Origin of the sequence: Xanthomonas sp. DAR33341, assembly GCF_003992815.1 — a bacterium.
GTDB classification, from domain to species: Bacteria; Pseudomonadota; Gammaproteobacteria; order Xanthomonadales; family Xanthomonadaceae; genus Xanthomonas; species Xanthomonas cissicola.
The window spans coordinates 75,381-90,255 of the sequence record NZ_QEYV01000035.1; the positions used below are offsets into that span (position 1 = coordinate 75,381).

Consider the following 14,875-nt stretch of genomic DNA (forward strand, 5'->3'; position numbering starts at 1 on the left):
CGCTATTGTCGGGAGACGAGGGCCGCGCGTTCCGAAGCGGAGTACGCGCGTTCGATAGAGCGGTTGCGCGCATCGAGTGCGCTCGCCCGCCGGTAAGCGCAGAAGGTTGGGTGCGCTCTTCAGGGCTTGGCCCATCACGGCGAACCCTTCTCTTCGAATCGCATGGCGTTGCCCGTGTGCGTGCGCAGCTGCCGATACACTAGCGGTTTCCCGCAGGACCGACGCATGCGCACGCTCTATCCCGAGATCACGCCCTACCAGCAGGGCAGCCTGAAGGTCGACGATCGCCATACGCTGTACTTCGAGCAGTGCGGCAATCCGCACGGCAAGCCGGTGGTGATGTTGCATGGCGGCCCCGGCGGCGGATGCAACGACAAGATGCGTCGCTTCCACGACCCAGCCAAGTACCGCATCGTGCTGTTCGATCAGCGCGGTTCCGGCCGCTCTACGCCGCATGCCGATCTGGTGGACAACACCACCTGGGATCTGGTGGCCGATATCGAACGGCTGCGCACGCATCTGGGGGTCGATCGCTGGCAGGTGTTCGGGGGCAGCTGGGGATCCACGCTGGCGCTGGCCTACGCGCAGACCCACCCGCAGCAGGTCACCGAGCTGGTGCTGCGCGGTATTTTCCTGCTGCGTCGCTTCGAACTGGAATGGTTCTACCAGGAAGGTGCCAGCCGCCTGTTCCCGGATGCGTGGGAGCATTACCTCAACGCGATTCCGCCGGTGGAACGCGCCGACTTGATGTCTGCATTCCATCGCCGTCTCACCAGCGATGACGAGGCCACGCGTCTGGCTGCGGCCAAAGCCTGGAGCGTGTGGGAAGGCGCCACCAGCTTCCTGCATGTCGACGAGGACTTCGTCACCGGGCATGAAGACGCGCACTTTGCCCTGGCGTTCGCACGCATCGAAAACCATTACTTCGTCAACGGCGGTTTCTTCGAGGTCGAAGACCAGTTGCTGCGCGACGCGCATCGCATTGCCGACATTCCCGGCGTGATCGTGCACGGCCGCTACGATGTGGTGTGCCCGCTGCAAAGCGCGTGGGACCTGCACAAGGCGTGGCCGAAGGCGCAGTTGCAGATCAGCCCGGCATCGGGGCACTCAGCGTTCGAACCGGAAAACGTCGATGCCTTGGTGCGCGCCACCGACGGGTTTGCGTAAGCGAGTGCATGCGCATCGATCAGAGTTCGCTTTGGTCGATCGGCATGATCACTCTGCCGGACGCGCTGAGGTGCGATGACATACGCATGACGTGTCGGAGCGCGCTTGCGCGCGACGCGGCGTTACCGGTAACGCTCCATCGCGCGCAAGCGCGCTCCTACTGATTGCAGATGTTCAACGCGGCTGCGATGCAGCCGCCAAACGCTGCTGCTGCTCAACGCACCAGCAAGGCATCCGCCAGCGGCGGCAGAATGCGCGCCAGGCGCGCTGCCCAGGCCTGTTGCCCGGCCGCGTCGGCAATCAGGTCCTGGCGGATTTCCAGTTCGACATGCAGCAGGCCGCGGCCTTCGCCATACACCGGGATGGCGTAATCGGTGGCGTCGCTGACCGCATACGGCTGGTTGTCGCCCACCACCAGGTCGGGTTCTTCACGCAGCGCCTGCAACAGGCGATGCGCCAGCCGCGTATCGCGGTGGTAGAGCACGCCGGCATGCCAGGGCCGCGCGTTTCCGGCCATGACCGGGGTGAAGCTGTGCATCGACACCAATACTGTCGGCTGATTGCGCTGTGCACGCGCCTCCAGTTCGGCCGCGATACGTGCGTGATACGGCGCGAAGATCGCATCGATGCGCTGCTGCCGGTCGCTGTCGGTCAGCTGCTGGTTGCCCGGAACCAAGGTGCCGTCGCTGACCGCCGGCATCAGGCTGGGTGCGTCGTGCGGACGGTTGCAGTCGATCACCAGGCGCGAATACGTCTGCGCGATGGCGAACGCATCCAGCGCCTCGGCCAGCAGCCGCGTGACCTGCGCAATGCCGATATCCCAGCCGATATGACGGTCCAGTTCGTATTGCGGCAGGCCCAGGTCGGCCAGTCGGGCCGGCACGCGCTGGCCGGCGTGGTCGGCGATCAACAGCCACGGCGATGCGGCCTGCGCGTTGTGCACGGCGAACGGCGCCGGATCGTCGGTACTGAGCAATGGTTCGGTGGCTGCGTCAGCCACGCGGGGTGCCGTCCAATGCATGATCGACCAGATACAGGCCGGCCCACAGCTTGGGGTCCATCTGATAGCCCTCGGCCATCTTCTGCACCAGCCAGGCGCCGACCTGCGCGCGCGGGATTGCATGCACGGTGATGTCTTCGCTGGCATCGCCGCCGCCATCGCCGACCTTGCGCAGACCGGTGGCACGCACGAAGGCGATCTTCTCGCTGCTGGCACCGGCCGAGGTGGGGCCGATCATCAGCACTTCGGCATGCTCGGCGGTCCAGCCGGTTTCTTCTTCCAGTTCGCGAATGGCCGACAGTTCGATCGATTCATCGGCATGCACGTCGCCCACCAGCCCGGCCGGCATTTCGATGGTGCGCGCCTGCAGCGGCACGCGGAACTGCTCGACGAACAACATCGCATCGTCCGGCGTCACCGCCACGATGATCGCCGCCAGGCCGCCGGCATGCACACGTTCGGAGTATTCCCAGGTGCCACGCACGACCATGCGCTGGTACTTGCCTTCGTAGACCACGGTGGGCGGGGTGTCGTGTCGGTTCATGGGCGGGGACCTTGTGCCAGGGAAACGGGAGGAAACGGTGCGGGCACGCCGGTGCTGGCGGCCAGCAGACGGCGCCGGGTGAGCGGGCCGAAGCGCAGGCTCTCGCACAACCCGGTCAGCATGTCCGCATCGGCGTGCGCACGCGTGAAGCCGGTCTGGGTGAGCGCCAGCGGCGCGTCGAGCGCGATGGTGGTGAGCTGCCGCCACAGCAATGCGTGTTCGCGCTGTTCGCGCAGCCGCACCGCCATTTGCGCCGCGCCGCGCAGGCGCAGGAAGGGGATTTCGTCGATGCGCTCCAGCAGCGCATCCAGGCTGCCGAAGTGCGCCAGCAGCACTGCTGCCGATTTGGCGCCGATGCCGGTCACGCCGGGAATGTTGTCGATGGCATCGCCGCATAACGCCAGATAGTCGGCGATCTGGTGCGCATGCACGCCATGGCGCGCCTTGACCCCGTCCATGCCCCAGCGCTGGTTGCGCGCGTAGTCCCACTGCTCGTCATGCTCGAGCAATAACTGCGACAGGTCCTTGTCGGCCGACACGATCACCCCGCGCAAGCCGTGCGCCCGCACGCTGTGCAGCGCGCTACCGATCAGGTCGTCGGCCTCGTAATCGCGGTGGGCCAGCACGCTCAGCCCGAGCGCTGCGCACAACGCCTTGCAATGCGCGAACTGGCGGCGCAGCGCATCCGGCGCAGGCGTGCGGTTGCCTTTGTAGGCCGGGTAGATCGCATGCCGGAAGCAGCTGTCCAGCGCTTCGTCAAAGGCAATGGTGATGTGCTGCGGATCCTCGCGTTCGAGCAGGTCCAGCAGAAACCGCGCAAAGCCGTGCACCGCATTGGTCGGCCAGCCCTGCGCATCCTGAAATTCGTCCGGGATGGAGTGCCAGGCACGGAACACGTACAGGCTGGCATCCACCAGATACAGCGGGGTCGGGCGCTGGATTGCCAGCGGCGCAGCGTCGAGCGGGTTGTTCGGCGTGGTCACGGGGTCCAGTCGCGCAGCAGCGCACGCGGGTCCGGGCGCTCGCGTTCGGGCACCTGCATGCGCGGCGTGCCGATGTGGATGAAGCCGGCGATGCGTTCGTTGTCTTCCAGGCCCAGGTAGCCCGTCACCGCCGGGTCGTAGGCCATCCACGCGCTCAACCACTGCGCACCGAAGCCGTGCGCCTGGGCGGCCTGCAGCAACGCAAAACAGACGCAGCCGGCGGTGAGCAATTGCTCCTGCACGGGCACCTTGTGCTCCGGGCGCAGCGAGGCGATCACCACGATCACCACCGGCGCGTCGCTGAAGCGTCCGCGTTCCTTGGCAAGGGTTGCCGGCGATGCCAGCGGGTCGGCGGCCAGGGTGCGCTCGGCAAGAAAATCCCCCAGCGCAGCCCGCGCCTCGCCGCTGATGCGCAGAAAGCGGAACGGCACCAGCTTGCCGTGATCGGGCACGCGCACCGCCGAGGCGAGCATGCGCAGCAAGCTGTCTTCATCCGGCCCGGGGGCGCCGAGTTGTTTGGAGGGAACCGAACGGCGCGCGTCCAGCGCCTGGAGCGAATACGGTGCGTGCATAAATCCGGGTCGGGGCAACGAGGCATTGAATTATAGACGGCCTCTTCCCAACGCCCGCCGCATCATGTCGGCGGGGGGCAGTGGCCCCTCTGCGATTCAACCTCCCGTGCCCATCCAGTGCGTTGTCCAATGACCCAGTTTGTTGCTACCGAACCGCTGCCCAGCCGCAATCCGGACCTGCTCGATCAGGTCCGCGAGGTGGTGCTGGTGCCGTTGGCCGACGCGTTTGTGAATGTGCAGGACGCGCTGGCCGAGGCGTTGTTCCGGCTGGCGGCCGACGCGGGCGCGGCGCAGAACGATTTCATGGAAGCGATCCAGGCCCTGCGCCAGCAACGCGAACCGATCACCGCACGCTTTCGCGGCCATCTGGCCAAGGCGTGGCAGGGGTTGGAATCCGGACGTCCGCTGTCGGCCGAGCGCACCCTCGCACGGGGCGCCGCCGGCCTGACCCTGCTGCCGGAGCAGGACCTGGACGTGCGCCTGGCGGTACGCAACCTGGCCGGCGCGCTGCAGCACCAGTGGCGGCCGGAGCTGATGCGGCTCAATCGGTATCTGGGTTTCATCGCCGGTGGGCTGCGCATCGATGGCGACAGCAATCCGTTCGGGCCGGAGCATCTGGGCGTTGCGCTGTACGAGGCGTTCCAGGGCGTGACCCTGGCCCCCAAGGTGCATCTGGCGGTGATCAAGGTCTGCGAGCAGCAGCTGATGGCGCGCGTCGGCCAGCGCTACGGCGAGCTGGAACAGGCGCTGGCCCAGGTCGCGCGGCTGCGCGAGCTGCCGCAGGCACGCCAGCGTCAACGCGGTATTCCGCGCCAGGACGCCGCCGCCAGCGACGAGAGCGCCGAGGCGCCGGACTGGATCGCACGCTTCTTTGCAGACTGGTCGGGCGGGCAGGGCGCACTGGTCGGCGCACAGGTGATCGATGTGCATCTGCGCAGCGACCGCGAGGTGCTGCCGGCGGGCCTGCACCAGTTGCTGCAGCACGCACGCCGCCAGCGCGAGCCGGATGCCGCCACGTTGGCGCCGGGGCAGCAGCGGCTGCTGTCGCCGCGCGAGGTGGTGTCGGCGCTGTCGCTGCTGCAGACCATGCCCGGCGCCAGTTTCGAGGTCATCGACGGCACCCATCTGGGCCTGGCGCGCGGTTGCGCCAGCAGTTGATGCGCGCTGCCGCCTCGCTCGGCGTGGATCCGGCCACCACCCAGCTCAACCCCAGCGACGAAGACGCACTGGATCTGATTGCGCTGCTGTTCGAGGCAATCCTGCTGCAGAGCCATCTGTCGCGGCAGCAACGCGACATGCTCGGCCAGTTGCTGGTGCCGGTGGCCAAGATGGCGATGCTCGATGGCCACCTGTTCGTGCGCGATGGGCATCCGGCCCGGCGCCTGCTCAACCTGCTGGTGGACGCCTGCGACGGCAATGGCGGCGAAACCGCTGCCGAACAGGCCCTGCTCGCCCAGGTTGCGGCAGCGGTGGACACCGTGGTGCGCGACTTCGACGAGCATCCATCGGTGTTCCTGGCGCTGGAAGCCGAATTCGGTGCGCATTACGAGCAGTACCGGCGCCGGGTCGAAATCGCCGAGCGGCGCGCCAACGAATTGCAGCGTGCCGAAGAACGCCGCGAGCGTGCGCGCAGCATCGCCGCGCAGGCGCTGGCCGAGCGCTTGGCGCGCGGGCCGTTGCCGCCGGTGGTGGAACACTTTTTGAGCCGTGTGTGGCACCCGTGCGTGCAACAGGCCGCGTTGCGCTCCGACGGCGCCGGCCCGGCCCTGGACGCCGCGCTGGCGCTCGGCGACGCGGTGCTGCTGCAACTTGGCCGCGTGCACGGCGATGCCGCACTGGAAGCGCATCGTCCCCAGCTGCTGCAGGCCTTCACCCTGGCCGGGCTGGGGCAGCGCGAGGCCGAACAGGCCCTGCAGGAACTGCAGCGCGCGCTGCTGCCGACCCAGCCTGCGCCCGCTCCGGAAGCACTCGCGCCGACCCTGACCGCGCTGACGCTCGCGCCCAGCCCAGCCGACCCGGTGGCAGAGCCGCTGACGCCGATGCTGGATGCCACCGCACAGGTGGAATTCGACCGCATCACTGCAGATTTCTTCCGCGTCATGGCAATCGGCACCAGCCTGGACTTCATCGACCGCGAGGGCCGCGTGCAGCCTGGCAAACTGTCGTGGATCAGTCCGATTTCCGGGCGCCTGATGTTCGTCAACCGGCGCGGTGGGCGGCTGTGCGTTTCATCGCCGGAAGAGCTCGCGATGATGGTGTGGCTGGACCGCCTGCGCCTGCACCGCGACGACGACGCCTTCTATAGCGCGATGCAGGACGTGGTGGACGGGCTGGAAGCGCCCGCGAAGCTGAAGGCTTAACACCCGCAGGCGCAGAATGATGACCGGCAAGCTCCACCGCGATGTTGCGAGCTAGGATGGCCGCTTGACACGCAAACCCTGGGCGGTCACGAGTAAAGTGAGTAAGATGTCACACTTAACGGATGCGCGAACCGCCTACCATGCACAGGCGGAATTTGGGGCCGCGTCTGTTTTTTCTCGTTCGGAAATTTTCACGCCTGCAGAGGCGGGGAGCCTTTGCGCATGACTTTTCAGCCCAGTCCGTCGGGACATCCGGGCCGTGACCAACGCTTGCTCGAGCAGGCGCACGACGTTTTCGTGCCGGCGCTCGCGCAGGTTTTTGCTGCTGCAGTTGCGCATTTCGACGATGTGCTGTTCGACCGTGCCGAATCCGCTGGCGCCTCGCAGTTGCTGTTTCTCGATGGCATGCGCGAATTGCGCCGCAAGCGCGAAGAGGTCGCCCGCCAGTTCCGCCAACAGCTGGAAGATGGCTGGCAGGCCTTGGTGCTCGGCACGCCGTTGTCGGCCGAAGTGGTGCTGGCCGGCGACATGGGCACCGGCCCGCTGAGTCTGGTGCCCGAGCACGTGCTCGAATCGCGGCTGGCAGTGCGCAATCTGGCCACGGTGCTGTTGCGCGATTTCAAACAGGTGCTGGCACGGGTGGACCGCCGCCTGGGCTGGATCGCCGGCGGGCTGGAGTTGATGGCCGACACCAACCCGATTGGCCCCGAACATCTGGGCGTGGCGATCCACGAAGCTTTCGCCACCTGCGACCTGGCGCCGGAAGTGCGACTGGTGTTGATCAAGCTGTGCGAGCGCGATCTGGCCGAGCCGATCGGCAAGTTGTACGCACGCCTGGACGAAACCCTGGCCAAGGCCGGGGTGATGCCGGAAATTTCGCAGGCCAAGCGCGCACCGCCGCGCATGCAGTCGCGTGGCGAGATGCCGGAAGAGCGCGTCCAGGCCGAGCCGCATGGCGGTCACGCCGAGATGGGCGGCGACAACCAGGGTGATCAGTACGCACCGGCCTGGGCCAACCGTTTTCTTGACCGCTGGGCACATAGCCGCGGCCGCATGCAGGCCGCGACGCAACGCGGCCATGCCGATGGCGGCGGGGATGGCGGCATGGACGGCGAGGCCGACCATCCCGGCGGCAGCCAGGGCATGCTGCTCGAGGCGCTGCACGAATTGCTGCAACAGACCCGCAGCGTGCGCGACACCGCCGCGTCTGCCGCCACCGTCGCGGTAGGGCAGCAACGCCCGTTGAGCCAGCGCGAAATGATGTCGGTACTGTCGCTGCTGCAGGCCACGCCCAGCGCGACGCTGCAGGCGGCCATCGGCGACGACACCGAATCGCTTGCGCAGCGGTTGAAGAACGAGGTGCTTTCCAGCGCCACGCGACTGGGCGTGGACCCGGCCACCGCAAAACTCGACCCGATGGACGAAGATGCCATCGACCTGGTCGGCATGCTGTTCGATGTAATGCTGGACGAGCGCGATCTGGAAAATCGTTCGCGCGAAATGATCGGCCGCCTGGTGGTGCCGTTCGTCAAGGTCGCACTGCTGGACCGCAAGATGTTCGTGCAGAAGACCCATCCCGCGCGGCGCCTGCTCAACTCGCTGGCCGAGGCCTGCGAAGGCAACAACGGCGACAGCGCTGCCGAGCGCGTGCTGATGGGCAAGGTCGAAGAAATCGTCGACCGCCTGGTGGCCGAATTCAACGAAAATCTGGCGATCTTCCTCACCCTGGAAGAAGAATTCCGCGACTTCCTGTCGCAGCACCGGCGCCGGGTGGAAATTGCCGAGCGTCGTGCCACCGAAACCCAGCGCGGGCAGGAAAAGCTCGAACTGGCGCGCAGCCGCGCGCTGTCGGAACTGGAGCAGCGTGCGCCCGAAGGCGCGGGCCTGCCCAAGGCGGTGGACGACTTTCTGCGCCAGCCGTGGCTGCATCACCTGACCATGGCGATCCTGCGCGACGGCGAGGAAGGTCCCGGCACCATCGAGGCCCTGGCGGTGGCCGACGGCGTACTGGAAGAACTGGCCGAAGCGCGCCGTCATATCGTCGGCAAGCCATGGCTGCAGGTCTGGCAGCCGGCGTTGCACCGCGTGTTCGCAAGCGTAGGCCTGCACGGGGATGCGGTGGTGGTGGCGATCACCGCCTTGCACGACACCTTGCAGGCGATCGCCGAAGCGCGCCCGGAACTGGAAAAAGCCCTGCCGGAACTGCCGCAGGTCAATCTTCCCCCACCGGCTACCGAAAGCGTCAGCGTGGTGCTGGGTGCCGAAGCGGTCGCGCAGAGCATCGACAGCGCCGATGCCGAACGTTTCCGAGCGATGGATATCGGCACGTGGCTGGATTTTGTCGACAAGGACGGCAAGGTGCAGGCCGGCAAGCTGTCGTGGGTGAGCCCGATTTCGCAGCGTCTGCTATTCGTCAATCGACGCGGCGTGCGTTTCTGCGTCGCCTCGCCAGAAGAACTGGCGGTGATGGTGCGCCTGGGCCGCCTGCGCGAGCACATCAACGACGGCGCCTTCGACAGCGCCATGCAGGGTGTGATCGATCGACTGGATCCGTTGCAGAACAACAGCACGGTGCACTGAGCGGTCCCACGTGCGTATGTGATTCACGGCCGTGCGCTTTCGACGCTGCGGTGCAGGGCGCAAGTGGCTGGACCCATTGCACAACCGCGGTGCGGTGCGTTGAGCGATTCAAAGCGCGTGTGCGGCCGCCAGGCTGCTCGCTTCCCACCGCGCGATGCAGGCTGTGACCGACCTGCCGGCCCGATTACTTGGCGATGCAGTGCCTTGAGCGATCCGGCGTGCGTGCATTTGCCGAGCGGCGCGGTGGAATAGGGAAAGCGCGTTCTGCGGTGCGAGGCCTTGCCACTGAGTCCATGCTGCTGAGGTGCTGCGCTCGGAGGCAGCTCACGCGCAGGACAGACACTGCAATTAAATAAATGAGCTGCGTCGCTTGTTTGCCCAAGACCTCATCGATGCGCGCTGCGATGAATGCTGCCTCGGGCTGCGGCCACAATGGCAGAGTTTCTCGTATTTCTTCAGATCATGCCGGCCCGATAAATTGCATCGCCCGCTCGATCACCGAGGTGTGGTCGACCATGCGGTTATGGCCTAGCCCTTCGGTGGTGAACAGCTGCGCGCCCGGCCACAGGCTGGCGAAACGCGCGCCTTCGTCCCACGGCGTTTCGCGGTCGCGACGGTCGTGGATGATCAGCGCCGGGCGATCGAACTGCGGCAGGCGCGGCGTCGCATCGAAATCGGAAAAGCGCTTGCCCGTCAGGTCTGCCAGCCAGTTTTCGAACGGTGCGAACGCGGCAGGCGCAATACCGAATGCGCGAAACTGGCGCTGCGCACTGGCGGCCGGCGCCAGCAACGGTGCGATCAGCACATAGCGCGCAGGGCGCCACACCGGGTCGTCGGCAAATACCACCGAGGCCGCGCCGAGCGAGTGGCCGATAAATGCGGCCGGGCGGCCGAAGCGGCTGCCGATGACACGCAACATTTTCACGAAATGCGGCATGTAGCTGATTCGTCCGCCGCTCAAGCCGTGCGCCGCCTGGTCGAACGCCACGACCGCATAGCCGAGTGCGCGCAACTGCGGCACCCAGGCCGCAAAGCGCAGCGCATAACTGGCCCAGCCATGCGACAGCAGCACATACCGCTGCTGCGCCGGATCGCCCCACTGGTACACGGCGATGTCGATGTCATCGATCCGCAGCGTGTGACGCTGCATGTCGGTCAATGTGGCCGCGATCGTGGCCGCCTGCCGGCGCCCAAGCGCTGCCGGGGTGACGAAGCGACGTGCCAGATAGCGGCCGGTGGGTCCAGGAGCCAACCGACTGGCGCCGGCCAGGGAGCCGCGTAACAGGCGCCTGCGCAGCGTGGCGATGGATGAGCTCATGAGGCATGTCCTGCAAGGAGAGGCGGCATCTAGTCGATGACAAGATGTGCCATCAGTCTGGTGGGCGTATCTTGTCAACGTCAAGATGGTTTGATCCACTGTTGTTTCCATAAGCGAAGCTGCCCATGCCGTCCTCGTCCGCCACTGCTGCCTACCACCACGGCGATCTGCCGGCCGCGCTGCGGCGGGCCGGCTGGGACTTGCTGGGCGAGTCCGGTTTACGCGGGCTTACCTTGCGCGCCTGCGCGCGCCGCGCCGGTGTGTCGCACGCCGCCCCCGCGCACCACTTCGGCTCGCTGGACGGGCTTTTGGCGGACGTGGCGGCTGACGGTTACGAGCGCATGCTCGCGCGCATCCTCGCCACGCAGCGTGAGGTGGACGACCCGTTGATGGGCTGCGGGCTGGGCTATATCCGGTTTGCGCTGGAGTTTCCGCAGCATTTCCGGCTGATGCTTGGCCTGGATGTGCGTGCGTTGCGCTGGCCACGCTTGACCGAAGCCAGCGCTGCGGCGATGGCGTGCCTGCGCGAGACGGTGCGTGCGCAATGGATTGCCCGGCACGCTAGCGACCCGGGCGCCGCGTTGCTCGAGCAGCGTACCGTGCTCGCTTGGAGCGCCGTCCATGGTTACGCCTCTCTTGCCATCGACGGGAAGCATGAGGCGTTGCTGGGCGTTGCCCCCGAGCTGGTGTTTGCGCCGCTGCTGAAAGGGTTGTTTGAGGCTTAGTGCGCCCTCTTCGACGATTTTCGGAGCCTCGACGGTCATGCCGGGACTGCAAGGCGCTAGGAGAATGCGCTGGAGCGCGATGAGGCATACGTTCAACGTCGGCATTGCCTGCACCTGCACAGCCGCAAGGGTCTCGAATACGATCTGACGCCGGCATGACGTGTTTTGAAGCGGAATGCGCATTCGACGCGGAATACGTGCCGGTTGCGCTCTTGTATGCGGCAGCCGGCCCCCGTTTCCCAGCGAGAGCTGCGGCCACGCGGTCGTTGATTTGCAGGGCAGGGCGATCACGCGTGCGTGTTGACGCCGGAATCAGCGCTGTGCCGCAGGCAACATCCATGATTTGCGTATCGTCCTGCTGGTGTGCCGGCGCGTATCGCGCAGTACAGCTGCAGCGCCGTCGTCCAGAACGATTCTGCGAGTTGCCTCGGGTAACTCCCCGAAACTCGTCATCCAGCTCACGGGTGCCACCAAGCCAAATGCGCGCTGGACCGATGCGTCAGCGGCAGCCCACCCACTGACGCTCTCGCCGGGAGAATGATCCAAGCTTCGCTACCTGCGCGCGCACCGCGCTCTGCTAGCATCGCCGCGACTGGGCGCAAGACCGGAGCAACCCATGGCTGTGCAGGTGCTGGTACTGAAAGAGCAGGCCGCCGGCGAACGCCGTGTGGCCGCGACGCCGGAAACGGTCAAGAAACTGGTCGCGCTCGGTGCCGGCGTGTGGATCGAACCGGGGGCCGGCCGGGCCAGCAGCATGGACGATGACGCGTATCTGCAGGCCGGTGCGCAGCCTGCCGGCGCCGACGCCGTGGCGCAGGCCGAGATGGTGCTGTGCGTGCAGGCGCCTTCTACCGACACGTTGCTCTGGTGCAAGCCGCACGCGGTGGTGATCGGCATGCTGGCGCCGGATGCAGACCCTGCGCGTGCGCAGGCGTTTGCCGCGCGGCAATTGATTGCGTTTCCACTGGAGCGCCTGCCGCGCACCACGCGCGCGCAGTCGATGGATGTGTTGAGCTCGCAGGCCGGCATGGCCGGCTACAAGGCGATGCTGATTGCCGCGCAGCTGGCGCCGCGCTTTTTTCCGATGCTGACCACCGCGGCCGGCACCATGCGCCCGTGCAAGGTGTTGGTGATCGGCGCGGGCGTGGCCGGCCTGCAGGCGATCGCCACCGCCAAGCGGCTGGGCGCGCAGGTGGAAGGCTTCGATGTGCGGCCGGAAACGCGTGAGCAGATCGCCTCGCTGGGTGCGCGATTTCTGGACCTGGGCGTGAGCGCTGCCGGCGAAGGCGGCTACGCGCGTCAACTCAGCGACGACGAACGCGCCGAACAGCAGCGCCGTCTGGCCGAACACCTCACCGGTGTGGATGTGGTGGTGTGCACTGCAGCGGTTCCGGGCCGGCCGGCACCGAAGATCGTGACCACCGAGATGGCACGCGGCATGCGCGCCGGCAGCGTGATCGTGGACCTGGCGGCGGAAACCGGCGGCAATTGCGCGGCCACCCGCCCGGGGGAGACGTATGACCTCGACGGCGTGGTCATCGCTGGCCCGCTCAATCTGGCCAGCCAGGGCGCAGTGCATGCCAGCGAGATGTTCGCGCGCAACGTGTACGCCTTCGTCGCCCTGTTGATCCAGGACGGTGCGTTGACGCTCGACTGGGACGATGAGTTGCTGGCGAAGACGCGGTGGTCGGCGCCGGCCGCAACCACCGCCTAGGCGTCGCAGAAAGTTCGGTGCGCGCAATCCGACAAGGACAGCGCGCTAGCGCATCGCGAGCCGTCGTCAGCCCGGCGCTGACGTGCGATGCGCCAGGCAGGTTGAGGCGTGGCGCGGTCAGTGATTTCGTCGTTGTCGTTGCAACCGACGACGTAGCGAAGCCATCGATGCAACACGGGTGTTGGCGTGCGAGGCAGTTGCTGCGACGTGTTGCAGCTGCGTGCGCTACCAACGTTACGCCACCTCGCGCGCGGGTACGCGGGGTGCGCGTCGCTGCAGTGGGTGGCCGTCGCGTGCAGCAAGATGCCAGGCGCGACGGCTGATCAATGGCCACCGCCCATCGAAACCCTGCGCGGCGCTTGAACAGGCGGCATCGTCCGCCGCGTACGCGGCGCAATTCCTGCCAAACATCAGTCCTCGACCGGCGGATGCTCGTGCAACCAAGCGCTGCGCTCGGCCGGGCTCATCTTCTGCCAGCGTTGCTGCAGTTCGTTGCGCTGTTGCGGGTTGAGCGTGCGCATGCGATCGAACAAGGCCTTGGCCTCGCGGCGTTGCTCCGGACTCATGTTGCGGAAGCGGTCCATGCCGGCCTTGGCCTGCTTGCGCTGCTCGGGCGTCATGTCCAGCCAGCGGCGGGCGTGCCGGTACATCCTGGGGCGTTCTTCGGGCACGTCGTCCCAGCGCTCGCGCAGCGCATCGATCAGGACCTGGCGTTGCTGCTTGGTCAGCTGGTCCCACTCGGGCATGGGCGTCTCGTCACGGGGCCCCTGGCCGCGTGGGCCAGGCGCGTCCATGGGCGGACCCGGTGGAGGAGGTCCGGGCGGGCCGTCCTGAGCCAGCGTGGAGGCGCATGGCCCGGCGCTCAGCAACAGGGTCAACAGCAGGCGGGTGGTGTGGGTCATCGTGCTTATTCCATGGCCAGGGCGGTGTCGGAGCCGAGCCAGACATACAGGTCCGGGTTCTGGGCCAGCAGGTCGTCTGTCTCGGTGGTGGCGCTGGTGCTGGCGCTGGCAACCGACGAGGTCGGCGCGGCGCCAGATGAGACGCTTTGGCTGGGGTGCAGCTGCAGGCCGATGCCGATCGCCAGCAGGCCCGAGCACGCGGTGGCCAGCAACCAGTAGCCGCGCCGGCCGCGCGTGGATGCCGGGGCGTGGCGGGCCTGGCGCAGGCGCGCCAGTGTCTGCGGCGGCAGGCTGGTCAGCGCGGTGGCATGCAGCCGGCGCAGCTGCGCATCCAGCCGGGCGGTGTCGTGGGAGCGGTTCACAGGAAATCCTCGAACTGTTTTTGCAACGCGTCGCGCGCGCGCGACAGGTGGGTTTTGACCGAGCCTTCGGAGCAGCCCATCGCCTTGGCGGTGGTGACCACGTCCAGGTCTTCGAGCACGCGCAGGGTGAAGGCTTCGCGCTGGCGCGCCGGCAGTGTGCGCAATGCATCGACCAGCCGTTGGTAGGCCTGTTGATGCTGTTGTTCGTCGACCGGTCCGGTGCCGGGGTCGGCCCAGTCGATCGGGCCTTCGTCGTCGGCGCGCTCGGCCGGTGCCCAGAACTTCAGGCGGAAGCTGCGTCGCCGCTGCAGGTCGATGATGCGGCTGCGCAGGATGCTCCAGAACAGCGGCGTCCATTCCTCGGCTGGCCGTTCGCGATAGCCCAGCAGCTTCACCATGGCGTCCTGCACGGCGTCCAGCGCATCTTCGCGGTGCCGCAGGCCGGCCTCGGCAAAACGGAACGCACGCGGCCCGATGCCGGCCAGAAAGGCGTCCAGCGACACCGGCGCGGTGGCGGCCGGTGCGGTAGCTTGCGGATCGAAAGGAGTTCCCACCAGCACAGCGTAGCTTCCGCGGAGACGATACGACGTCAACGGGCGAGCGCGGATTCGGTTGACAGGCGCCCGCACGGGCGTGGCGTGGGTATGA

Annotated in this window: 12 protein-coding genes and 1 pseudogene; 5 read left to right on the forward strand and 8 right to left on the reverse strand. The window is 67.1% G+C overall.

Translation table 11 applies throughout. From position 1 onward, the window contains the following. Positions 1-225 precede the first annotated feature (225 nt). Positions 226-1,167 carry a prolyl aminopeptidase gene (gene pip / locus EO156_RS18050; RefSeq protein WP_003488819.1) on the forward strand — a complete coding sequence of 314 codons (942 nt, stop codon included), beginning with the start codon at positions 226-228 and terminating at the stop codon, positions 1,165-1,167. Between the two features lie 214 nt (positions 1,168-1,381). Here pip and EO156_RS18055 read toward each other — a convergent pair whose 3' ends face one another. The 4 genes from EO156_RS18055 to EO156_RS18070 are packed head-to-tail and all read right to left on the reverse strand — an operon-like array spanning position 1,382 to position 4,266. Then, positions 1,382-2,167, reverse strand: a complete 786-nt coding sequence (locus EO156_RS18055; RefSeq protein WP_003488817.1) for an N-formylglutamate amidohydrolase — start codon at positions 2,165-2,167, stop codon at positions 1,382-1,384. Next, positions 2,160-2,711 (reverse strand): NUDIX hydrolase, encoded by a 552-nt coding sequence (locus EO156_RS18060; protein WP_003488815.1) that lies wholly within the window; start codon positions 2,709-2,711, stop codon positions 2,160-2,162. The genes EO156_RS18055 and EO156_RS18060 overlap by 8 nt, the downstream gene beginning before the upstream one ends. After that, positions 2,708-3,694 (reverse strand): 5'-3' exonuclease H3TH domain-containing protein, encoded by a 987-nt coding sequence (locus tag EO156_RS18065; protein ID WP_016850534.1) that lies wholly within the window; start codon positions 3,692-3,694, stop codon positions 2,708-2,710. The genes EO156_RS18060 and EO156_RS18065 overlap by 4 nt, the downstream gene beginning before the upstream one ends. Next, positions 3,691-4,266, reverse strand: a complete 576-nt coding sequence (locus EO156_RS18070) for a nitroreductase (RefSeq protein WP_005925932.1) — start codon at positions 4,264-4,266, stop codon at positions 3,691-3,693. Before EO156_RS18070 ends, EO156_RS18065 begins: the two co-directional genes overlap by 4 nt. Before the next feature lie 129 nt (positions 4,267-4,395). On the opposite strand from EO156_RS18070, the pseudogene EO156_RS18075 reads away from it, so the two are divergent. Both EO156_RS18075 and EO156_RS18080 read left to right on the forward strand, forming a co-directional pair. Beyond that, positions 4,396-6,626, forward strand: a pseudogene (locus EO156_RS18075) (DUF1631 family protein). Between the two features lie 222 nt (positions 6,627-6,848). After that, positions 6,849-9,206, forward strand: a complete 2,358-nt coding sequence (locus EO156_RS18080) for a DUF1631 domain-containing protein (RefSeq protein ID WP_016850498.1) — start codon at positions 6,849-6,851, stop codon at positions 9,204-9,206. Positions 9,207-9,666: 460 nt separating this feature from the next. Here the strand turns inward: EO156_RS18080 and EO156_RS18085 are convergent, their stop codons facing one another. Then, entirely contained in the window at positions 9,667-10,524 is an 858-nt protein-coding gene (locus tag EO156_RS18085; protein ID WP_005915545.1) for an alpha/beta fold hydrolase, read from the reverse strand. Between the two features lie 125 nt (positions 10,525-10,649). On the opposite strand from EO156_RS18085, the gene EO156_RS18090 reads away from it, so the two are divergent. Both EO156_RS18090 and EO156_RS18095 read left to right on the forward strand, forming a co-directional pair. Further along, a complete protein-coding gene (locus EO156_RS18090) occupies positions 10,650-11,249 on the forward strand; it encodes a TetR/AcrR family transcriptional regulator (protein ID WP_029828161.1) in 600 nt (199 codons plus the stop codon). 616 nt (positions 11,250-11,865) lie between these two features. Continuing rightward, complete coding sequence (locus tag EO156_RS18095; RefSeq protein ID WP_016850368.1) at positions 11,866-12,963, forward strand: NAD(P) transhydrogenase subunit alpha; 1,098 nt, start codon at positions 11,866-11,868, stop codon at positions 12,961-12,963. Between the two features lie 410 nt (positions 12,964-13,373). On the opposite strand, the gene EO156_RS18100 is transcribed toward EO156_RS18095, so the two are convergent. The 3 genes from EO156_RS18100 to EO156_RS18110 are packed head-to-tail and all read right to left on the reverse strand — an operon-like array spanning position 13,374 to position 14,787. After that, positions 13,374-13,865 (reverse strand): DUF3106 domain-containing protein, encoded by a 492-nt coding sequence (locus EO156_RS18100; protein WP_026007071.1) that lies wholly within the window; start codon positions 13,863-13,865, stop codon positions 13,374-13,376. Between the two features lie 5 nt (positions 13,866-13,870). Next, on the reverse strand, positions 13,871-14,227 hold the full coding sequence (locus EO156_RS18105) for a hypothetical protein (protein WP_003488794.1): 357 nt from the start codon (positions 14,225-14,227) through the stop codon (positions 13,871-13,873). Then, positions 14,224-14,787, reverse strand: a complete 564-nt coding sequence (locus tag EO156_RS18110; protein WP_016849768.1) for an RNA polymerase sigma factor — start codon at positions 14,785-14,787, stop codon at positions 14,224-14,226. The genes EO156_RS18105 and EO156_RS18110 overlap by 4 nt, the downstream gene beginning before the upstream one ends. Positions 14,788-14,875 lie beyond the last annotated feature (88 nt).